Source organism: Pseudomonas azotoformans (assembly GCF_001579805.1).
Classification (GTDB): Bacteria; Pseudomonadota; Gammaproteobacteria; order Pseudomonadales; family Pseudomonadaceae; genus Aquipseudomonas; species Aquipseudomonas azotoformans_A.
The window spans coordinates 5,975,663-5,995,012 of record NZ_CP014546.1 but is presented as its reverse complement, the minus strand read 5'-3'; the positions used below and the strand labels follow the sequence as shown (position 1 = coordinate 5,995,012).

The 19,350-nt window shown below is 60.7% G+C and carries 18 protein-coding genes and 4 tRNA genes; 17 read left to right on the top strand and 5 right to left on the bottom strand.

Translation table 11 applies throughout. The features are described from left to right. Positions 1 to 152 precede the first annotated feature (152 nt). The 13 genes from AYR47_RS27505 to AYR47_RS27445 all read left to right on the top strand — a co-directional run bounded on the left by AYR47_RS27505 (position 153) and on the right by AYR47_RS27445 (position 12,295). Positions 153 to 2,717 carry a FimV/HubP family polar landmark protein gene (locus AYR47_RS27505; RefSeq protein WP_061449068.1) on the top strand — a complete coding sequence of 855 codons (2,565 nt, stop codon included), beginning with the start codon at positions 153 to 155 and terminating at the stop codon, positions 2,715 to 2,717. Positions 2,718 to 2,858: 141 nt separating this feature from the next. Further along, positions 2,859 to 3,683: a tRNA pseudouridine(38-40) synthase TruA gene (gene truA, locus AYR47_RS27500; RefSeq protein WP_033901798.1), complete on the top strand. Its 825-nt coding sequence runs from the start codon at positions 2,859 to 2,861 to the stop codon at positions 3,681 to 3,683. A gap of 64 nt (positions 3,684 to 3,747) precedes the next feature. Beyond that, the gene (locus AYR47_RS27495) at positions 3,748 to 4,368 is read left to right on the top strand and encodes a phosphoribosylanthranilate isomerase (RefSeq protein ID WP_033901797.1); all 621 of its coding nucleotides are present in this window, start codon (positions 3,748 to 3,750) and stop codon (positions 4,366 to 4,368) included. A 244-nt stretch (positions 4,369 to 4,612) separates the two neighbouring features. Further along, positions 4,613 to 5,533, top strand: coding sequence for an acetyl-CoA carboxylase, carboxyltransferase subunit beta (gene accD, locus AYR47_RS27490; protein ID WP_016976632.1), 921 nt, complete (start codon positions 4,613 to 4,615; stop codon positions 5,531 to 5,533). Further along, a complete protein-coding gene (gene folC, locus AYR47_RS27485; RefSeq protein ID WP_061449067.1) occupies positions 5,530 to 6,837 on the top strand; it encodes a bifunctional tetrahydrofolate synthase/dihydrofolate synthase in 1,308 nt (435 codons plus the stop codon). The genes accD and folC overlap by 4 nt, the downstream gene beginning before the upstream one ends. Beyond that, the gene (locus tag AYR47_RS27480) at positions 6,821 to 7,480 is read left to right on the top strand and encodes an SPOR domain-containing protein (RefSeq protein ID WP_033901794.1); all 660 of its coding nucleotides are present in this window, start codon (positions 6,821 to 6,823) and stop codon (positions 7,478 to 7,480) included. Before folC ends, AYR47_RS27480 begins: the two co-directional genes overlap by 17 nt. Positions 7,481 to 7,639: 159 nt before the next feature. Further along, positions 7,640 to 8,197, top strand: coding sequence for a CvpA family protein (locus AYR47_RS27475; RefSeq protein ID WP_003192538.1), 558 nt, complete (start codon positions 7,640 to 7,642; stop codon positions 8,195 to 8,197). Between the two features lie 41 nt (positions 8,198 to 8,238). Then, positions 8,239 to 9,744 carry an amidophosphoribosyltransferase gene (purF, locus tag AYR47_RS27470; RefSeq protein WP_015884965.1) on the top strand — a complete coding sequence of 502 codons (1,506 nt, stop codon included), beginning with the start codon at positions 8,239 to 8,241 and terminating at the stop codon, positions 9,742 to 9,744. 65 nt (positions 9,745 to 9,809) lie between these two features. After that, positions 9,810 to 11,021, top strand: a complete 1,212-nt coding sequence (locus tag AYR47_RS27465) for an O-succinylhomoserine sulfhydrylase (RefSeq protein WP_033901792.1) — start codon at positions 9,810 to 9,812, stop codon at positions 11,019 to 11,021. An 11-nt stretch (positions 11,022 to 11,032) separates the two neighbouring features. Then, on the top strand, positions 11,033 to 11,797 hold the full coding sequence (locus AYR47_RS27460; RefSeq protein ID WP_033901791.1) for an SDR family oxidoreductase: 765 nt from the start codon (positions 11,033 to 11,035) through the stop codon (positions 11,795 to 11,797). Positions 11,798 to 11,904: 107 nt separating this feature from the next. Continuing rightward, a tRNA-Val gene (locus AYR47_RS27455) sits at positions 11,905 to 11,980 on the top strand. 55 nt (positions 11,981 to 12,035) lie between these two features. Continuing rightward, positions 12,036 to 12,112 (top strand) — tRNA-Asp (locus tag AYR47_RS27450). A 106-nt stretch (positions 12,113 to 12,218) separates the two neighbouring features. Further along, positions 12,219 to 12,295, top strand: a tRNA-Asp gene (locus tag AYR47_RS27445). 157 nt (positions 12,296 to 12,452) lie between these two features. Here AYR47_RS27445 and AYR47_RS27440 read toward each other — a convergent pair. Continuing rightward, positions 12,453 to 13,736, bottom strand: a complete 1,284-nt coding sequence (locus AYR47_RS27440) for an NAD(P)/FAD-dependent oxidoreductase (protein ID WP_033901790.1) — start codon at positions 13,734 to 13,736, stop codon at positions 12,453 to 12,455. A 184-nt stretch (positions 13,737 to 13,920) separates the two neighbouring features. On the opposite strand from AYR47_RS27440, the gene AYR47_RS27435 reads away from it, so the two are divergent. From AYR47_RS27435 to pcp, 4 genes are all read left to right on the top strand, one after another. Beyond that, positions 13,921 to 13,997, top strand: a tRNA-Val gene (locus tag AYR47_RS27435). A gap of 292 nt (positions 13,998 to 14,289) precedes the next feature. After that, positions 14,290 to 15,006 (top strand): DUF969 domain-containing protein, encoded by a 717-nt coding sequence (locus tag AYR47_RS27430; protein ID WP_061449066.1) that lies wholly within the window; start codon positions 14,290 to 14,292, stop codon positions 15,004 to 15,006. Then, positions 15,003 to 15,953 carry a DUF979 domain-containing protein gene (locus AYR47_RS27425; protein ID WP_033901740.1) on the top strand — a complete coding sequence of 317 codons (951 nt, stop codon included), beginning with the start codon at positions 15,003 to 15,005 and terminating at the stop codon, positions 15,951 to 15,953. The genes AYR47_RS27430 and AYR47_RS27425 overlap by 4 nt, the downstream gene beginning before the upstream one ends. Before the next feature lie 7 nt (positions 15,954 to 15,960). Further along, positions 15,961 to 16,602 (top strand): pyroglutamyl-peptidase I, encoded by a 642-nt coding sequence (gene pcp / locus AYR47_RS27420; protein WP_061449065.1) that lies wholly within the window; start codon positions 15,961 to 15,963, stop codon positions 16,600 to 16,602. 15 nt (positions 16,603 to 16,617) lie between these two features. Here the strand turns inward: pcp and AYR47_RS27415 are convergent, their stop codons facing one another. The 4 genes from AYR47_RS27415 to AYR47_RS27400 form a co-directional block, all read right to left on the bottom strand. Next, the gene (locus AYR47_RS27415; protein WP_033901738.1) at positions 16,618 to 16,842 is read right to left on the bottom strand and encodes a hypothetical protein; all 225 of its coding nucleotides are present in this window, start codon (positions 16,840 to 16,842) and stop codon (positions 16,618 to 16,620) included. Between the two features lie 125 nt (positions 16,843 to 16,967). After that, a complete protein-coding gene (locus AYR47_RS27410; protein WP_033901737.1) occupies positions 16,968 to 18,368 on the bottom strand; it encodes a heavy metal sensor histidine kinase in 1,401 nt (466 codons plus the stop codon). Then, complete coding sequence (locus tag AYR47_RS27405; RefSeq protein ID WP_033901736.1) at positions 18,365 to 19,036, bottom strand: heavy metal response regulator transcription factor; 672 nt, start codon at positions 19,034 to 19,036, stop codon at positions 18,365 to 18,367. Before AYR47_RS27405 ends, AYR47_RS27410 begins: the two co-directional genes overlap by 4 nt. Positions 19,037 to 19,078: 42 nt before the next feature. Beyond that, positions 19,079 to 19,324 carry a DUF2790 domain-containing protein gene (locus AYR47_RS27400; protein WP_061449064.1) on the bottom strand — a complete coding sequence of 82 codons (246 nt, stop codon included), beginning with the start codon at positions 19,322 to 19,324 and terminating at the stop codon, positions 19,079 to 19,081. Between the last annotated feature and the right edge of the window lie 26 nt (positions 19,325 to 19,350).

Genomic DNA, 19,350 nt, shown 5'->3' with positions numbered 1-19,350 from the left:
GCGGCAATTTGTAGATTGATTCTAGCCAGGCGCTATGCTTGGCCCCAGGCAGGAAAAGTTGCGCGTCGGTGACCTATCGGCTCGCCATGCCTTATGGCAGCGGTTACCAACCTTCTCGCAGGCCGGGGAGTGTTCAAACAAAGGATGAGGCTATGGTTCAAGTTCGCAAACTGGTGTTAGCAATAGCGGCCGCCTCGGCGCTGTCCTCCGGTATGGCGCAGGCGCTGCAGCTGGGGGAGATGACCCTCAAGTCGAAGTTGAACCAGCCATTGGCGGTGGAAATCGAATTGCTCGACGTCGGTGGTCTCACCGCTTCCGAGATCACGCCGAGCCTGGCGTCCTCCCAAGCCTTTGTGGATGCGGGCGTTGATCGCCAGGCGTTCCTCGATGACCTGACGTTTACCCCGGTTATCAACCCCAACGGCCGCAGCGTGGTGCGTGTCACCTCCAACAAGCCGTTGCCCGATTCCTACGTACGCTTCCTGTTGCAGGTGCAATGGCCCAATGGCCGGTTGATGCGCGACTACAGCGTGTTGCTCGACCCGGCCAAGTTCGACCAGCCGGCACCGACGACCGCCGCGCCTGCGCCGCGTCTGGCGGCACCGGCCAGCAGCGCGCCAGCTGCAAGCAAACCGGCACAGCACACCACCACCTCCCGCGACACCTTGTGGGAAATTGCCGCGAAGAACCGCAATGGCGGCTCGGTACAGCAGACCATGCTGGCGATCCAGGCGCTGAATCCCGACGCGTTTATCGACGGCAACATCAACCGTTTGAAAACCGGCCAGGTCCTGCGTCTGCCCGATCCCGTACAAAGCACCGCGCTGCCGCAACCCCAGGCGATCGCCGAAGTCAGCGCGCAGAATGCCGCCTGGCGACAGGGCCGACGCGCTGCCACCAATCCGGCAGCGGGCAAGCAGCAACTGGATGCCACCAAACGCACCCAGGCCGGCAATGCCCCGGCGAGCACTAACGCCAAGGACAACCTGAGCCTGGTTTCCGCCGAAGCGGCCAAGAAGGGCGCCAAGGGTAAGGCTGGCGATAGTGCTGGGTTGAGCGACAAACTGGCGATGACCCAGGAGCAACTGGACACCACCCGTCGCGACAACGAAGAGCTGAAAAGCCGCGCGGCCGACCTGCAAAGCCAGTTGGACAAGCTGCAAAAACTGATTCAACTGAAAAACGATCAGCTCGCGCGTCTGCAGGCAGAGAAGGGCGCCCCAGCAACGCCGGCCACAGCGGCAATGCCTGCGCAGTTGGCGGGTGAGCCGGCGGCTGCTCCGGCTGCTCCGGCCGCTCCCGATGCCACCGTTGCAACACCTGCGCCCGCCACGCCTGAGCCGGCCAAGGCCGATTCCGCGCCTGCCAGCGTCGAAGGTAAATTCAACGACCTGCTGACCAATCCGATCGTGCTTGGCGTGATCGGTGGTGCCGCCGGCCTGCTGGTGCTGCTGCTCCTGCTGTTGTGGGCGCGCCATCGCAATGCCCGTCGCGAAGAAGAAAAACACCTGCGTATGGCGCGTGCCCTGGCTGAAGAACCGGTGTTCACCTCGAACATCGATCAGGACCTGCCGCCAGACAGTTTCGAAGGCCTGGAAGTGCCGCCGCCAAACGTCAAGCTGGCCGCTGCACCAGCGCCAGCCCCAGCGGTTGAACCGGCAGTCGCCGTGCCGACCGTCGCCTCGGTACTGGCGCCGCTGGCGGTTGCCGTTGCGCCGGTGAACTCCAGCGATGCACTGGCCCAAGCCCAGTCGCTTGTCGACCGTGGCCACCTGAACCAGGCCGCCGACGTGCTGGAACAGGCGATCAAACAGGAGCCCAAGCGCAGCGACCTGCGTTTGAAGCTGATGGAAGTCTACGGCCTGCAAAACGACAAGGACGGTTTCGTGACCCAGGAGCGCCAACTGGTGGCCAATGGTGAAAACCATGCCCAGGTCGAGCAGCTCAAGAGTCGCTTCCCGGCCATGGCCGTGCTGGCCGCGGGCGTCAGCGCTGCGGTCGCCGCAGCTGCCCTGGATGCGCAATACGTCAAGGATTTGCTGGAAGACAAGCCGGCCCCGACTCCTGCGGAACCCGAAGCCTTCGACACCGATTTCGACCTGAGCCTGGATGAACTGGAAGAAGCCTCCCCAGCCGTGGTGAAGGACGATCAGCAGACCTTCGAATCGCTGCTGCAACAGCAGACCGAAGCCCAGGCTACGCCGGATGACCTGTCGGACTTCGACCTGGACCTGCAGCTGGATGCTCCGGCGTCGGCGCAATCGGATGACGACTTCCTCTCCGGCTTGGAAGAGCAGATGAAGGATGTGCCGGCCGTCGAGCCGCCCACCCTGACCCCGGCGGCCCTGGATGACTTCGACCTGCCGGAAGACTTCGACCTGTCCCTGGCCGATGAGCCGGAAGCTGCCGCCAAGCCTGACGCCTTTGCATCCGAGTTGGACGATGTCAACGCCGAGCTGGATCGTTTGTCCCAGAGCCTGGAACATCCGTCCATCGAGCCTTCCTTCACCGCAGAAGATGCGGCGAAGGGCGACGATGAGCCGGAGTTCGACTTCCTCTCTGGCACAGACGAGGTGGCCACCAAGCTCGACCTGGCCCAGGCCTACATCGACATGGGCGATGCGGACGGCGCACGGGACATCCTCAGCGAAGTGCTGACCGAAGGCGACGAAACTCAGCGCGGCGAGGCCAAGGAAATGCTCGGCCGGTTGGCCTGACCGTCATACGTCAATGCAGCGGCGACCTTCGGGTCGCCGTTTTGCTTTTGTGGGCACCCGCACAAATCGGCATAATGGCCGCCTTTGCGCAACTCATCAGGCTCTCAGTTCTTGGCAAATATAGATAACGCGGCCGCCGAAATGGCGGCCGCAGGCTTTTACCGCATCGCCCTGGGCGTGGAATACAAAGGCTCGCGCTATCGCGGCTGGCAGCGTCAGGCGTCTGGTGTACTGACGGTGCAGGAAACCCTGGAGAAAGCACTGTCGAAAGTCGCCGATTCGCCGGTGTCGCTGATGTGCGCCGGGCGTACCGATGCGGGCGTGCATGCCTGTGGTCAGGTGGTGCACTTCGACACCCAGGCTGAACGGTCCATGAAGGCCTGGGTGATGGGCGCTAATATCAATTTGCCCCATGACGTCAGCGTCAGTTGGGCCAAGGTCATGCCGGCGCATTTTCATGCGCGCTTCAAGGCCATCGCCCGGCGTTATCGCTATGTGATCTACAACGACCAGATCCGTCCGGCGCACCTCAACGAAGAAATCACCTGGAACCATCGCCCGCTCGACGCCGAGCGCATGGCCGAGGCCGCGCAGCATCTGGTGGGTGTGCACGATTTCAGCGCCTTCCGTGCCGGCCAGTGCCAGGCTAAGTCGCCGATCAAGGAAGTCCATCATCTGCGGGTGACTCGTCACGGCAAGATGATCGTGCTGGATATTCGCGCCGGTGCGTTCCTGCACCATATGGTTCGAAACATTGCCGGGGTGCTGATGACCATCGGCACCGGCGAGCGTCCGGTGGAATGGGCCAGGGAAGTGCTGGAAAGCCGTGTCCGCCGTACGGGCGGGGTCACGGCGCATCCGTTCGGCCTTTACCTGGTGGATGTGGAGTACCGCGACGAGTTCCAATTGCCGGAACGGTTCATCGGGCCACACTTCCTCACAGGTTTCAGCGAACTTGGCGGCTGACGCCCGGAAAAGCTTTTGTTACCATCCGGGACTTTCTCGGTCCAATCCCTGGGGTTTCCACGACATGTCAGCCGTTCGCAGCAAGATTTGCGGGATTACCCGCATAGAAGACGCGCTGGCGGCAGTCGAGGCGGGGGCGGACGCCATTGGTTTCGTGTTCTATGCCAAGAGCCCGCGGGCGGTGAACGTGTTGCAGGCGCGGGCGATCATCGCCGCCTTGCCGCCGTTCGTGACCACCGTGGGGCTGTTCGTCAACGCCAGTCGCTGCGAACTCAACGAGACCCTGGATGCCGTACAGCTGGACATGCTGCAGTTCCACGGCGACGAAACGCCCGACGAATGTGAAAGCTACCAGCGTCCGTATATCAAGGCGTTACGCGTGAAGGCCGGGGATGACATCGCGGCAGCGTGTGCGGCCTATGGTGGCGCTCGCGGGATCCTGCTCGACACCTATGTCGAAGGCGTGCCCGGCGGTACCGGTGAGGCGTTTGATTGGTCGTTGATTCCTGCTGGCTTGAGCCAGCCGATTATCCTGGCCGGCGGGCTCAACCCCGGCAATGTCGGGGCGGCGATAGAGCAGGTGCGCCCCTATGCCGTGGATGTCAGCGGCGGCGTGGAGCAGGGCAAGGGCATCAAGGATCACGACAAGATTCGCGCATTTATGCAAGCTGTGCGCGGGATGTGACGGCTGGCAGTCTGCCGCCGTCCATAACTACCACTGTGTAAAACAGCCCGGCGCCGCCTGAGGGTGGCCTGGAAACGAAGTGGCAACCCTGCACTGGCAGGTTGTCTGGAAGGCTGAGGAGGCATGCGGGAAAAGGCCGGTCGAACGTCTGACCCCGTCCAGCATGTGTCATCGCCACATATGAATTTAGCTCAAGGGCATACGCGGGGCTGTGTTCAAGCCACCGGTACTGGAGAAAGAAAGCATGAGCAACTGGTTAGTAGACAAACTGATCCCTTCGATCATGCGTTCCGAGGTGAAAAAAAGCTCGGTTCCTGAAGGTCTGTGGCACAAGTGCCCATCCTGCGACGCGGTGTTGTACCGTCCGGAGCTGGAAAAGACCCTGGACGTTTGCCCCAAGTGCAACCACCACATGCGTATCGGCGCCCGCGCCCGCATCGACATTTTCCTGGACGCCGAAGGCCGCAACGAGCTGGGTGCCGACCTGGAGCCAGTTGACCGCCTCAAGTTCCGCGACAGCAAGAAGTACAAGGACCGTCTGGTCGGCGCGCAGAAGCAGACCGGCGAGAAGGACGCGCTGATTTCCGTCAGCGGCAAGCTGCTGGGCATGCCTGTCGTGGTGTCGGCGTTCGAGTTCTCCTTCATGGGCGGCTCCATGGGTGCCATCGTCGGTGAGCGCTTTGTCCGCGCCGCCAACTATGCCCTGGAAAACCGTTGCCCGATGATCTGCTTCGCTGCCTCCGGTGGTGCGCGCATGCAGGAGGCCCTGATCTCCCTGATGCAAATGGCCAAGACCTCTGCGGTGTTGGCGCGTCTGCGTGAAGAAGGCATCCCGTTCATCTCCGTGCTGACCGACCCGGTCTACGGCGGCGTTTCCGCCAGCCTGGCGATGCTGGGTGACGTGATCGTCGGCGAGCCAAAGGCGCTGATCGGCTTTGCCGGCCCGCGTGTGATCGAGCAGACCGTACGTGAAAAACTGCCTGAGGGCTTCCAGCGCAGCGAATTCCTGCTGGAGCACGGTGCGATTGACCTGATCATCCCGCGCGGTGAGTTGCGTCCACGCTTGGGTAACCTGCTGGCACAAATGATGGGCCTGCCGACCCCTGTGTACGTCGCGCCTAAAGTTGAACCAATCGTCGTGCCGCCGGTGCCTGCAAACCTATGACCCAACGTACCCTGGGCGAATGGCTCGCCTACCTTGAGCAGTTGCATCCGTCCGCCATCGACATGGGCCTGGAGCGCTCGCAACAGGTAGCGGCCCGCCTCGGGTTGGGCCGGCCGGCACCCCGTGTGATTACGGTGACCGGCACCAACGGCAAAGGCTCTACCTGTGCCTTTGTCGCGGCGCTGCTACAGGCTCAAGGGCTGAAAGTCGGCGTCTACAATTCCCCGCACCTGCTGCGTTACAACGAGCGGGTGCAGCTCAATGGTGTCGAAGCCACCGATGAGCAACTGTGCGAAGCCTTCGCCGCGCTCGATGCCGGTCGGGGCGAGATTTCCCTGACCTACTTCGAAATGGGCACCCTGGCGGCGTTCTGGCTGTTCGAGCGTGCGCAACTCGATGTGGTGGTGCTGGAAGTCGGCCTGGGCGGGCGTCTGGACACGGTCAACGTGGTGGATGCCGACCTGGCGTTGGTCACCAGTATTGGTGTGGACCACGCCGACTACCTGGGCAATACCCGCGAATCCGTGGCCTACGAAAAAGCCGGGATCTTCCGCCAGGGCAAGCCTGCGCTGTGCGGTGATCTGGATCCGCCGCATACCTTGCTCGACAAGGTGCGCGAGCTGGATTGCCCGTTTTTCCTGCGTGGTCGCGACTTCAATCTGGAAATCGGTGCGCAGCACTGGCAATGGCGTGGGCACGATGCTCGCGGCCAGGCCGTAGAGCTGTGCGACCTGCCGCTGCTGAACCTGCCAATGGAAAACGCCGCGCTCGCACTGCAGGCCTATCTACTGCTGGATCTGCCGTGGAATGCTGAGCAGATTGCCGCCACCTTGCTGGCGACACGTGTAGTCGGGCGATTGGATCGTCGTGAGTTCCAATGGCAAGGCAAGCGCCTGAACCTGTTGCTGGACGTGGGGCATAACCCCCATGCGGCCGAGTACCTGGCGCAACGCTTGTCGCGCACGCCGCCGGTCGGTCGTCGCCTTGCAGTCTTTGGCTTGCTGGCCGATAAGGACCTGGACGGTGTGGTTGCACCCTTGCTGGACAATGTCCAGGCGTGGGCCGTAGCGCCCCTGGATACCTCGCGCAGCCGTCCGGCCGCCGAGCTGCAAGTGGCCTTGCAGAACCTTGGTGCGCCGGTGGCGTCGTATGCAAGCGTGACCGCTGCCCTTGAAGCGCAGTGCGCCGTTGCCACCCCCGATGATGAGATTCTGTTGTTCGGGTCATTTTATTGTGTTGCCGAGGCGCTCGAGTGGTTGGCCCGGCGCTCCACGGAGGAAGCTGCACATGGCATTACTGGATAGCGCATACAAGCAGCGAATGGTCGGAGCCCTGGTGTTGGTGGCGTTGGCGGTGATTTTCCTGCCGATGCTGTTCTCGCGTCAGGACGAAGAGCGCCAAGTGGTCGTCGAAGCCCCGGCTGCGCCACAGGCGCCGGCGGTGCCGCAAGTACAGGTTGAGCCGGTGGTGGTGCCTGAGCCCCAGGCCTTGCCGGAAGAAGAGCCGGTGCCTACCGATGCGGAGGTTGCCGCCCAGCAAGCCCCGTCGATGCCGGTTCAGCCGAGCGTGCCGGTGGTCAAGCCAGCACCTGCGCCGACCGTAGCGGCCAAGCCTGCCGCGCCTGCGCCCGCACCTAAGCCGGTAGCGCCGCAACCGGCGGCACCGGGCAAGCCGGATGTGGGGCAGAGCCGTATTGATCCGAATGGCCTGCCGATCAGCTGGTCTATTCAAGTCGCCAGTCTGGGCAATCGCGAAGGTGCTGACGCTTTGCAGAAGAAGCTGCGCAGTCAAGGCTACAACGCTTACATCCGCAGCGCCGATGGCAAGAATCGTGTGTTTATCGGCCCGCTGATCGAGCGTGCCGAAGCGGATCGCCTGCGAGACTTGCTGGATCGCCAGCAGAACCTCAAGGGGTTTGTCACCCGTTTCCAGCCTGAGCGCGGCTGAGTAACTGCCGATTCCGGTTGGAAATGCGGGTCAAATGTGGGGTTGAGATCGGATTCGCTCGCCCCAAACTACTGATTTGCAAGGCACTGACAATCACAGCTTACCGACAGCCCGACGCTCTGCTAAAATGCGCCGCCTCATCTGTCCGTAGGCTGAACTGTGCCATTTACCTGGGTTGATTGGGCGATCGTCGCAATCGTCGCCATCTCCGCTTTGATCAGTCTAAGCCGCGGCTTCGTAAAAGAAGCACTGTCGTTGCTGACCTGGATCATCGCAGGAGTCGTAGCCTGGATGTTCGGCGGTTCATTGTCGGTCTACCTGGCCGGATACATCGAGACACCTTCGGCTCGCGTCATCGCGGGCTGCGCCATCATGTTCATCGCCACGCTGCTGGTGGGAGCAATGGTCAATTATCTTATCGGCGAGTTGATACGTGTCACCGGCCTCTCCGGGACCGATCGATTTCTCGGCATGGCCTTCGGCGCCGCGCGTGGCGCGTTGCTGGTGGTCGTGGCAGTCGGGCTGTTGAGCCTGGGGCCGGTACAGCAGGATTCGTGGTGGCAGGAGTCGGTACTCGTGCCAAAATTTCTATTGGTTGCAGATTGGTCCAAGAACCTCATTTTGGGGTGGAGCAGTCAGTGGCTGGCCAGCGGAATCAGCGTACCCGCTGATCTTCCGTTCAAGGAACACCTCTTGCCGGCCAAAACGCCTCAGTAAGCTGTGTTCAGTCAAGATTCATTAAGTAGGGGTTGCGTCGCATGTGTGGCATCGTCGGTATCGTCGGTAAGTCGAACGTCAATCAGGCGCTGTATGACGCGCTAACCGTCCTCCAGCACCGCGGCCAGGACGCTGCCGGTATTGTGACCAGCCACGACGGCCGGTTATTCCTGCGCAAGGACAATGGCCTGGTGCGTGACGTGTTCCATCAGCGTCACATGCAGCGCCTGGTCGGGCACATGGGCATTGGCCATGTGCGTTACCCGACCGCCGGTAGCTCGACCTCGGCCGAAGCTCAACCGTTTTACGTCAACTCGCCTTACGGCATCACCCTGGCGCATAACGGTAACCTGACCAACGTTGAACAACTGGCCAAGGAGATTTACGAATCTGACCTGCGCCACGTCAACACCAGCTCCGACTCGGAAGTGCTGCTCAACGTGTTCGCTCATGAGCTGGCCCAGCGCGGCAAGCTGCAGCCGACCGAAGAAGACGTGTTCGCCGCCGTCACTGACGTGCACAACCGTTGCGTCGGTGGTTACGCCGTGGTGGCCATGGTTACCGGTTATGGCATCGTCGGCTTCCGTGACCCGCATGGCATCCGTCCGATCGTGTTCGGCCAGCGTCACACCGACGAAGGCGTCGAGTACATGATCGCGTCCGAAAGCGTGTCCCTGGACGTGCTGGGCTTCACCCTGATCCGCGACCTTGCGCCGGGCGAAGCGGTGTACATCACCGAAGACGGCAAGCTGCACACCCGTCAGTGCGCCGTGGCACCTAAACTCACCCCGTGCATCTTCGAACACGTCTACCTGGCGCGTCCGGATTCGATCATCGACGGTGTCTCGGTGTACAAGGCGCGTCTGCGCATGGGCGAGAAGCTGGCCGAGAAGATCCTGCGCGAGCGTCCTGAGCACGACATCGACGTGGTGATCCCGATCCCGGACACCAGCCGCACCGCTGCGCTTGAGCTGGCCAACCACTTGGGCGTCAAGTTCCGCGAAGGCTTCGTGAAGAACCGCTACATCGGCCGTACCTTCATCATGCCGGGTCAGGCGGCACGCAAGAAGTCGGTGCGTCAGAAGCTCAACGCCATCGAGCTGGAGTTTCGCGGCAAGAACGTAATGCTGGTGGATGACTCCATCGTGCGCGGGACTACCTGCAAGCAGATCATCCAGATGGCCCGCGAAGCCGGCGCGAAGAACGTGTACTTCTGTTCCGCAGCGCCTGCCGTGCGTTACCCGAACGTCTACGGCATCGACATGCCGAGCGCCCATGAGCTGATCGCTCACAACCGTTCGACCCAGGACGTGGCCGACCTGATCGGCGCTGATTGGCTGATCTACCAGGACCTGCCGGACCTGATCGAGGCGGTCGGCGGTGGCAAGATCAAGATCGACCAGTTCGACTGCGCCGTGTTCGACGGCAAGTATGTGACTGGTGATGTCGATGAGGCTTACCTGAACAAGATCGAGCAGGCGCGTAACGACTCGTCGAAGATCAAGACCCAGGCGGTCAGCGCGATCATCGACCTGTACAACAACTGAGTGACAACCGGCCCTGAGGGGCCGGTTTTGTATCTTAAATAAAGAATTGAGTAAGGAGTCGCAGCATGAGTCAGGAATGGGATGCCGGTCGGTTGGACAGCGACCTCGATGGCGTAGCTTTCGATACCCTGGCTGTGCGCGCCGGCCAGCACCGCACCCCGGAAGCTGAGCACGGTGACCCGATGTTCTTCACCTCCAGCTATGTGTTCCGCACGGCGGCCGATGCTGCTGCGCGCTTTGCTGGCGAAGTGCCGGGCAACGTGTATTCGCGTTATACCAACCCGACCGTGCGCGCGTTCGAAGAGCGTCTCGCGGCACTGGAAGGCGCTGAGCAGGCGGTGGCCACGGCCACTGGCATGGCGGCGATCCTGGCGGTGGTGATGAGCCTATGCAGTGCCGGCGACCATGTGCTGGTATCGCGCAGTGTGTTCGGTTCGACCATCAGCCTGTTCGAGAAGTACTTCAAGCGCTTCGGCATCGAAGTGGACTACGTGCCCCTGGCGGATCTTTCCGGTTGGGATGCGGCGATCAAGGCCAACACCAAGTTGCTGTTCGTCGAGTCGCCGTCCAATCCATTGGCCGAGCTGGTGGATATCGCTGCGTTGTCCGAAGTGGCGCATGCCAAGGGCGCGATGCTGGTCGTAGACAACTGCTTCTGCACCCCGGCGCTGCAGCAGCCGTTGAAGCTGGGTGCGGACATTGTCGTGCACTCGGCGACCAAGTTCATCGACGGCCAAGGTCGTTGCATGGGTGGCGTGGTCGCGGGTCGCAGCGAGCAGATGAAAGAAGTCGTCGGCTTCCTGCGCACGGCTGGCCCGACCTTGAGCCCGTTCAACGCGTGGATCTTCCTCAAGGGGCTTGAGACCCTCAACCTGCGGATGAAGGCCCACTGCGCCAACGCCCAGGCTTTGGCCGAGTGGCTGGAGCAGCAGGACGGTATCGAAAAGGTGCATTACGCCGGTCTCAAGAGCCACCCGCAACACGAGTTGGCCCAGCGTCAGCAGCGTGGTTTCGGGGCGGTGGTGAGCTTTGAGGTGAAGGGTGGCAAAGAGGGCGCATGGCGCTTTATCGATGCGACCCGTCTGATCTCCATCACTGCCAACCTGGGTGACAGCAAGACCACCATTACTCATCCGAGCACCACTTCCCATGGTCGTCTGGCACCGCAGGAGCGTGAAGCGGCTGGTATCCGTGACAGCCTGATCCGCATTGCGGTCGGCCTGGAAGATGTTGCTGACTTGCAAGCTGACCTGGCTCGCGGGCTGGCGGCCTTGTGATCGAGTGGTCCATGGAAGCTGCGGCAGCCAGTAACGGGCGTGTCGCGCTGGTGACGGGCGCCGCGCGGGGCATTGGCCTTGGGATTGCCGCGTGGTTGATCAGCGAAGGCTGGCAGGTAGTGTTGACCGACCTGGACCGTGAGCGCGGCTCCAAGGTGTCCAAGGTGCTGGGTGATAACGCCTGGTTTATCAGCATGGACGTGGCCGACGAAAAGCAGGTGGCCCAAGGTGTTGCCGAGGTATTGGGGCAGTTTGGGCGCCTGGACGCATTGGTCTGCAATGCGGCGGTGGCTGACCCGCGCAATATCACCCTGGAAAGCCTCGACCTGGCGTACTGGAATCGAGTGCTTGCGGTGAATCTCAGTGGGCCGATGTTGCTGGCCAAGCACTGTGCGCCTTACCTGCGCGCCCATGGCGGTGCCATCGTCAACCTGGCATCCACCCGGGCTCGCCAGTCTGAGCCGGACACCGAAGCCTACGCGGCGAGCAAGGGTGGCCTGCTGGCCCTTACGCACGCCCTGGCAATGAGCTTGGGCCCGGAAGTGCGGGTCAATGCGGTCAGCCCTGGCTGGATCGATGCGCGTGATCCGGCTGCGCGTCGCGCCGAGCCGTTGAGTGACGCTGATCATGCGCAACATCCGGCGGGCAGGGTAGGCACTGTAGAAGACGTGGCGGCGATGGTGGCGTGGCTGCTGTCGCGCCAGGCGGGGTTTGTCACCGGGCAAGAGTTTGTCGTGGACGGTGGCATGAGCAAGAAGATGATTTACAGCGAGTAGGGCGGGTAGCCGTCTTGAAGCAATTTTGTCTTTTTCAGAAAAACTTCAAGCAGGCTATTGACTTAGGTCCGATACCTGCGTAAATTTCGCGGCCTCAACGAAGCAAAGGGTGATTAGCTCAGCTGGGAGAGCATCTGCCTTACAAGCAGAGGGTCGGCGGTTCGATCCCGTCATCACCCACCACTTCTTGAGAGTTTTGCCCCAGGGCAAGACGCAACGTTAAAGGTTGCACCGACGCGCAGCGGTAGTTCAGTCGGTTAGAATACCGGCCTGTCACGCCGGGGGTCGCGGGTTCGAGTCCCGTCCGCTGCGCCATATTTTCCAAGTCTGATTCGTCGGGCTTGAGATTGAACAGCCAAGACTGATCAATCAGATGTTTAAAGACGGTTGAGGGTTTTACGCTCATCCGGTCAAGCGATACGCAGCGGTAGTTCAGTCGGTTAGAATACCGGCCTGTCACGCCGGGGGTCGCGGGTTCGAGTCCCGTCCGCTGCGCCATATCTGCCTCAAGGCCCACTGAACGCCTTGGAGCACAAAGCAAGCCTCTGGCTACTTTGATCCGATAGCAAAGACCCTGGTCGAAAGACCGGGGTTTTTTGTGTCTGCGATTTGGTGGTTCATGATGGGCGCCAGCTTGCTGGCACCCATCGCGCTATCAGAAACCCAGCTTGTCCCGTAGCCCGTAGTACCAGGCGCCCATTGCCGCGAACGGCGTGCGCAACAGTTGCCCGCCCGGGAACGGGTAGTGCGGCAGGTCGGCAAACGCGTCAAAACGCTCTGCCTGGCCTCTGAGTGCCTCCGCCAGTACCTTGCCGGCCAGGTGCGTATACGTCACGCCATGGCCACTGCAGCCTTGTGAGTAGTAGATGTTATCGCCCAAGCGTCCCACCTGCGGCAGGCGAGACAGGGTCAGCAGGAAATTACCGGTCCAGGCGTAGTCGATCTTCACGTCCTTGAGCTGCGGGAACGCCTTGAGCATCTTCGGACGGATGATCGCCTCGATGTTCGCCGGGTCACGCGCGCCATACACCACGCCACCACCAAAGATCAGGCGCTTGTCGCTGGTGAGTCGATAGTAGTCGAGCAAATAGTTACAGTCTTCGACGCAGTAATCCTGCGGCAGCAGCGTCTTTGCGAGATCGTCACCCAGAGGCGCTGTGGTGATCACTTGCGTGCCACAGGGCATCGACTTGGCTGCCAGCTCCGGCACCAGGTTGCCCAGGTAGGCATTGCCCGCGACGATAACGAACTTGGCCCTGACCTTGCCCTCGGCGGTATGCACCACTGGGTTGGCGCCGCGCTCGATTCGCACGGCTGCCGATTGCTCGTAGATTGTGCCGCCCAAAGATTCCACGGCCGCCGCTTCGCCGAGTGCCAGGTTGAGCGGGTGGATGTGGCCGCCGCTCATGTCCAGCAAACCGCCCACATAGTTGTCGCAGGCAACCACTTCGCGGATACGGCGCTCGTCCAGCAACTCCAGCTGCGTATGACCGTAGCGCTCCCACAGGCGCTTCTGCGACTCCAGGTGGCCCATGTGCTTGCTGTTGAGCGCGGCGAATACACCGCCGTCCTTCAGGTCGCACTGGATCTGGTACTTGGCGACGCGCTCGCGGATGATCCTGCCGCCTTCGAACGCCATCTCTCCCAGCAGTTGTGCCTGTTTGGGCCCGACGCTGCGCTCGATCACATCGATATCACGGCTGTAGCTGTTGACGATCTGCCCACCGTTGCGGCCCGAGGCGCCAAACCCCACCTTGGCGGCTTCCAGCACCGTCACGCGAAAACCGTTCTCCAGCAGGAACAGCGCGCTGGAGAGGCCGGTGTAGCCGGCACCAATCACGCATACATCGGTTTCGACCTCACCTTGCAGCACCGGGCGAGGTGGAACGGCATTCGCGGACGCGGCGTAATACGACTGGGGGTAGGGGGTGTTCGCCATCCTGGAACCTCTGTTTTATATTTTTTACGAGTGCGTCGATCCTACCTGAGTTGAAAATTGCCTGCCAGCCACCCGAAATCCACGGGCGTGCTCCGCGCAAATAAAAAATTCGCATATTCATAGGGTTAGCTGCAAAAAAGATGTTGACACCCCTCCGGAATTCCGTAGAATGCCGCCTCACAGCAGGCACGTAGCTCAGTTGGTTAGAGCACCACCTTGACATGGTGGGGGTCGTTGGTTCGAGTCCAATCGCGCCTACCAAACAAAATCCGCTCTGCTGGGCGGTCTAGAAGGGCCCACCGAAAGGTGGGCCCTTTTTTGTGGCCGTGCGATTTGCAAAACTCTCACCACCCACAAAAATTATTGGTTCGCAGCAACAATTTTTCTTGTTGGACACCTCCCGCCCCCAGGCAGCAAAGTTGCCGCCACTGACGCTCGACCTTTCGGGTCAACAATAAAAAACCGAGCTGACTGCACGCCACTTCTTGCTGTGAACCCTTTGTTCACATCCTGCTGTAATGGCGCCGCAGCGCGCACTTAAGGACCTCACGCCATGCAAACTGTTGTGAACTTATGGCCGTTGATCGGCGTACTTGTGATCGTGGTTGGCTTTGTCTTGCGCTTCAACCCGCTGTTGGTGGTCACCGCCGCCGCTATCGCCACCGGGCTTGCTGCCCACTTTCCGCTGGAGAAAATCCTCGCGACCATGGGCGATGGCTTCCTTCAAACCCGTGCCTTGCAATTAATTCTGTTGTTACCCCTGGCGGTCATTGGCCTGCTGGAGCGTCATGGGCTGCGCCTGCATGCACAAAACTGGATTGCACGGTTCGAGCGCGCCACGGTCGGGCGGTTGTTGATCATCTATCTGTTTGTACGCGAATCCACCGCCGCCATGGGGTTGACCAGCCTGGGTGGGCACCCACAGATGGTGCGTCCGCTGCTCGCACCGATGGCCGAAGGCGCGGCGGAAAAACGCTACGGCAAGCTGCCGGACAAATTACGTCACAAGGTGTTGGCCATGTGCGCCGCGACGGATAACGTCGGACTGTTTTTTGGTGAAGACATTTTCGTCGCCTTTGGCGCAATCGCATTGATGCACACTTTCCTGCTCGGCTCGGGAATTGATGTGGAGCCGCTGCATATTGCGGTGTGGGGCATTCCTACGGCGATCTGTGCCTTTGTTATTCATGCGATCCGTCTGCACCGGTTTGATCGAAGGCTTACCCGTGAGATGACGCCTGCCGCTACGCCAGTGGAGGCCGCGCAATGATCATTTCCATTCAATACCTGTACTGGCTCGCGGGGGTTCTGCTGCTCATTACTGCGGGCATGATTCTGATGGACCGGAGCCATCCCAAGCGTTGGTCCAGTGCGTTGTTCTGGCTGTTGTTCGCTATTCCGTTCCTGATCGGCGAGCGCCTGCCGTCGGTGGCCATCGGCGCTGGCGTCGTGGTGATGGCATTGATTGCCGGCATGGGCGGAGTCGGCCGTGGCAAGCATGTCGAGCTGCATGACAAGGCCTCTCGCGCCAGTGCCGGTCGCCTGGGCCACAAGCTGTTCATTCCTGCGCTCGCCATCCCACTGACCACGGTCATTGGCTCGGTGCTGCTCAAGCACACCGAGATTGGCGGCGTGCCACTGCTGGATCCGAAAAACACCACCTTCGTTTCCCTCGGTATCGGCTGCTTGATCGCACTTGGCCTGGCCTGCTGGCTCACCCGTGATACGCCGGTGCAAGCCTTGCGCGAATCCCGCCGTCTCACTGAAGCCCTTGGCTGGGCGATGGTTCTTCCGCAAATGCTGGCGATGCTCGGCTTGCTGTTTAATGAGGCCGGGGTCGGTACGGCTGTTGCGCATGTCACCACCACCTACATCAACCTCGATTTCAAGTTGGTGGCAGTGATGGTCTATGTATTGGGCATGGCTTTGTTTACGGTGATCATGGGTAATGGTTTTGCGGCATTCCCAGTGATGACGGGCGGTGTCGGCGTGCCGGTGCTTGTGGGTATCTACGGCGGGAATCCAGCGGTGATGGCGGCGATTGGCATGTTCTCCGGCTACTGCGGCACATTGATGACGCCGATGGCCGCCAACTTCAATATTGTGCCTGCTGCGTTGCTGGAGCTGCCGGACAAGAACGCGGTGATCAAGGCGCAACTGCCCACGGCGTTGATGATGTTGGTGGTCAATATTGTGCTGCTCTACCTGTTGATGTGAGGCCAGGATGCAAACCGTATTGCTGACGGGCTTTGAGCCCTTTGATAAAGACTTGGTTAATCCGTCCTGGGAGGCCGTGCGCCTATTGGACGGCGTGCAACTGGAGGCCGGTGTGCAGATTGTTGCCCGTCAATTGCCTTGCGCATTTGCCACTGCGGGTGAGTGCCTGACCCGGCTTGTCGACGAATTGCACCCGGCGATGGTGATCGCTACAGGGCTGGGGCCGGGTCGTAGCGATATCTCCATCGAGCGGGTGGCGATCAATGTCAACGATGCGCGTATCCCCGATAACCTGGGCGAGCAGCCTGTCGATACGGCGGTCATCGTTGATGGCCCAGTTGCCTACTTCACGACGCTGCCGATCAAGGCAATGGTCAAGGCCGTGCGTGAAGCGGGAGTCGCGGCCTCCGTTTCGCAGACGGCGGGGACCTTTGTGTGTAACCAGGTGTTTTATCTATTGCAGCATGCTCTCGCTGGGTCGCAAGTGCGCAGTGGTTTCATTCATGTACCTTTTCTGCCGGAGCAGGTGACGGGATCGCAGCGGCCTTCAATGGAGCTGGGTAAAATGGTCACGGGATTGCAGGCAGCTTTACTGACGGCGTGGCAAACACCTGTGGATGTAGCGGAAGTGGGTGGGCAGGTCAGCTGACCTGCCCCACGAGCCTCACATTGCAAACAATCGGGTGAGCCCGAAGGTAATGGCGCAGGCCAGGCCTGTCATTGCAAATGCGGTCGCCACATACCACTTGATAAGATTGAGTTCAGTGGTTGCCAGGTCTGCCTTGGAAGCGAAGTGCTTATCCATGGCGTCTGCCTTGCTCGAAACGGTGATCAGCTTCTCGTTCATTTCAGCCAGCCCCTTTTCCAGTAAACCTAATCGTAGTTCCATTCCCGAATCTCCCTTGTTTTTACCGTTGCCGGCTCTACCTTGAGCCCGTTGGGAGCAAGAGTAGTGTGGCTTTCGTCCAGCGTTAAGGGACAAACCTTTGCAAAATAACACCGGGGGGCGGCTGTTCAGTCTTCCCGCTTCGGAAAGAACAAATCAAAACACGTCACCCCTGCCTCACTGCTCACGCTGTATTGCCCGTTATGCAACTGCATGATGGTCGCCACAATCGACAAGCCCAGCCCGTTGGATTGCGCTGACCGTTCTCGTGATTCATCCACCCGGTAAAAACGTTCGAACAGTCGCGGCAGATGCTCGGCAGCGATGGTCTCGCCGTGGTTGCTGACGCTCAGATGAATGCCGTCGTTATTGGGAGTCGCCTGTATCACCAGCTCAGTGCTCGGCGCCCCATATTTGATGGCGTTGGCACACAGGTTCGCCAGGGCCCTGCGCAATAACATCGGCTCCGCCCAGATCACCCCGTCACCTTCAGCGCGAATGCTGATATCCCTATCCGCCGCCAAGCCTTCGAAGTACTCGGCGATGCGCTCCACTTCATCTGCAGCATTGAGTTCCTGGCGCTGGCGCAGGGCGCTGGCCGGATCGGTGCGGGCCAGGAACAGCATGTTGTCGAGCATGCGTGCCAGTCTTTCAAGCTCTTCGACATTGGAGGCCAGCAACTGCTGGTAGCTCTCGATGCTGCGGTGTTGTTGCAGGGCGACCTGGGTTTCTCCCAGCAGGTTGTTGATGGGCGTGCGCAGTTCGTGGGCCATGTCGGTAGACACTTGGCCCAGTTGGACAAAGCCTTTGGCCAGCCGCTCCAGCATGGTGTTGAACGAATCAATCATCGGTAGCAGTTCTTTTGGTGCGCCGTGGCTGTCGAGGCGTTCGGCGAGATTGCCGACGCCTATGCCTTGGGCGTGTCGGGCCAGGCGACGTAACGGTACAAGTCCACGATGCACCAGCAGATAACCGACCACCGCCAGAATGATTGCAGCGATGCTCGCCAGGACATAGACGCTCAAACGATAGCTGGCCAGCACTGCGGTGCGCTCGGTCATCAGGCGTCCGGTGGTGACTTGCAGGCTGCCCAGATCGCCGGAGTCGATGGACGCGGCCACGGTCGCGAAGGGTGCGCCGTTAATGCTAGGGAAATGGTGCACGTCAGCAAACGTCAACTCGTGATTTTTGGGCACTGGGGGGATGGCAGGCAGATCGATATTGCCGGGATTGACCGTCAACAAGGGTTGTTGCCCAGGCGCGGCGATGCTCAGTACCGATTCGCGGTTGCCCAGCATGTTCTGGAACAGTTCCGGCTTGGTCTTGATCAGGTCCAGGGTATTGCTGTCATTGAGCAGGTTGCGCAATTGGTCGATGCGGTAGATCAAGGCCGCGTCGTCGCGCATGATCAGCTCGCGCTCTAGTTCGCGGTACAGCGCCACACCCAGGGTAGCCAGCAAGGCGAAGGCAAGCAGGGCGAAGATCAGCGCCAGACGCAGCGTCAGGGAATAATGACGATGTTTGTTCATGGCTGGGTATCGAAGCGGTAGCCGATGCCGCGCACGCTGTGGATCAGCTTGAGCTGGAACGGATCGTCGATTTTCAAGCGCAGGCGCCGCACGGCGACGTCTACCACATTGGTGTCGCTGTCAAAATTCATGTCCCACACCCGCGATGCGATCATCGAACGGGACAGCACCTGGTCCTGGTGTGTTGCGAACAGGTGCAGCAGGGCGAACTCTTTATTGGTCAGGGTAATGCGCGTGCCGGCGCGGGTAACGCGACGCTTCAGCACGTCGATCTGCAGGTCGGCGATTTGTAGTTGTTCCTCGTCCCGGCTCGGGCCACGGCGGGTCAGGGTGCGCAAGCGTGCTACCAGTTCGGCGAAGGAAAACGGCTTGATCAGGTAATCGTCGGCGCCCAGTTCCAGGCCCTTGATGCGGTCAGCAATGTCATCGCGGGCCGTCAGAAAAAGTACCGGTGTGTCGGCTTCCTTGCGCAGGCGGCGCAGCACTTCCCAGCCGTCCATTTTTGGCATCATCACATCCAGCACGATCACGTCGAACGGCGTTTCCAGGGCCTGATGCAAACCGTCCACGCCGTCGCGGGCGAGGCTGACGGAATAGCCCAGTTCCTGCAGGCCATTGAGCAGGTAATTGCCGGCCTTGGGTTCGTCTTCGACTACGAGGATGTTCATGGGAAATGCCCTGTCTCAATGCGTGGCGCAAGTGTAGCCCGATCAATTGTCACTGGCGCAACCGATGCCCTGCACCTGATAGTCCAACACGTGTTCGCGGCCTTGGCTGTCGAGGTAGTTGAGGCGTGCGGGGACGATGCCGCATTGGCCATAGGTGTCAGTGCTCGACAATACTTTGGCGACGTCCAGATGGACGAAAAAGCCGGTTTTGTCGTGGATGACGGATTCGGCTGCAAGCACGGAACCGGTAGCGAGCAAAGCGGCAAAGCCGAGGATAAACAGTTTCATGGCGGTATCTCTCTTAAAGGGTTGGC

Excerpts from the sequence above, each read along its gene's own strand:
- AYR47_RS27415 (WP_033901738.1), bottom strand. The coding sequence starts at position 16,842 with ATGGAACTACGATTAGGTTTACTGGAAAAGGGGCTGGCTGAAATGAAC.
- AYR47_RS27425 (WP_033901740.1), top strand. The coding sequence starts at position 15,003 with ATGATCATTTCCATTCAATACCTGTACTGGCTCGCGGGGGTTCTGCTG.
- truA (WP_033901798.1), top strand. The coding sequence starts at position 2,859 with ATGGCGGCCGCAGGCTTTTACCGCATCGCCCTGGGCGTGGAATACAAA.
- pcp (WP_061449065.1), top strand. The coding sequence starts at position 15,961 with ATGCAAACCGTATTGCTGACGGGCTTTGAGCCCTTTGATAAAGACTTG.
- AYR47_RS27480 (WP_033901794.1), top strand. The coding sequence starts at position 6,821 with ATGGCATTACTGGATAGCGCATACAAGCAGCGAATGGTCGGAGCCCTG.
- AYR47_RS27405 (WP_033901736.1), bottom strand. The coding sequence starts at position 19,036 with ATGAACATCCTCGTAGTCGAAGACGAACCCAAGGCCGGCAATTACCTG.
- AYR47_RS27465 (WP_033901792.1), top strand. The coding sequence starts at position 9,810 with ATGAGTCAGGAATGGGATGCCGGTCGGTTGGACAGCGACCTCGATGGC.
- AYR47_RS27440 (WP_033901790.1), bottom strand. The coding sequence starts at position 13,736 with ATGGCGAACACCCCCTACCCCCAGTCGTATTACGCCGCGTCCGCGAAT.
- AYR47_RS27495 (WP_033901797.1), top strand. The coding sequence starts at position 3,748 with ATGTCAGCCGTTCGCAGCAAGATTTGCGGGATTACCCGCATAGAAGAC.
- AYR47_RS27460 (WP_033901791.1), top strand. The coding sequence starts at position 11,033 with ATGGAAGCTGCGGCAGCCAGTAACGGGCGTGTCGCGCTGGTGACGGGC.
- AYR47_RS27410 (WP_033901737.1), bottom strand. The coding sequence starts at position 18,368 with ATGAACAAACATCGTCATTATTCCCTGACGCTGCGTCTGGCGCTGATC.
- AYR47_RS27505 (WP_061449068.1), top strand. The coding sequence starts at position 153 with ATGGTTCAAGTTCGCAAACTGGTGTTAGCAATAGCGGCCGCCTCGGCG.
- purF (WP_015884965.1), top strand. The coding sequence starts at position 8,239 with ATGTGTGGCATCGTCGGTATCGTCGGTAAGTCGAACGTCAATCAGGCG.
- folC (WP_061449067.1), top strand. The coding sequence starts at position 5,530 with ATGACCCAACGTACCCTGGGCGAATGGCTCGCCTACCTTGAGCAGTTG.
- accD (WP_016976632.1), top strand. The coding sequence starts at position 4,613 with ATGAGCAACTGGTTAGTAGACAAACTGATCCCTTCGATCATGCGTTCC.
- AYR47_RS27430 (WP_061449066.1), top strand. The coding sequence starts at position 14,290 with ATGCAAACTGTTGTGAACTTATGGCCGTTGATCGGCGTACTTGTGATC.
- AYR47_RS27400 (WP_061449064.1), bottom strand. The coding sequence starts at position 19,324 with ATGAAACTGTTTATCCTCGGCTTTGCCGCTTTGCTCGCTACCGGTTCC.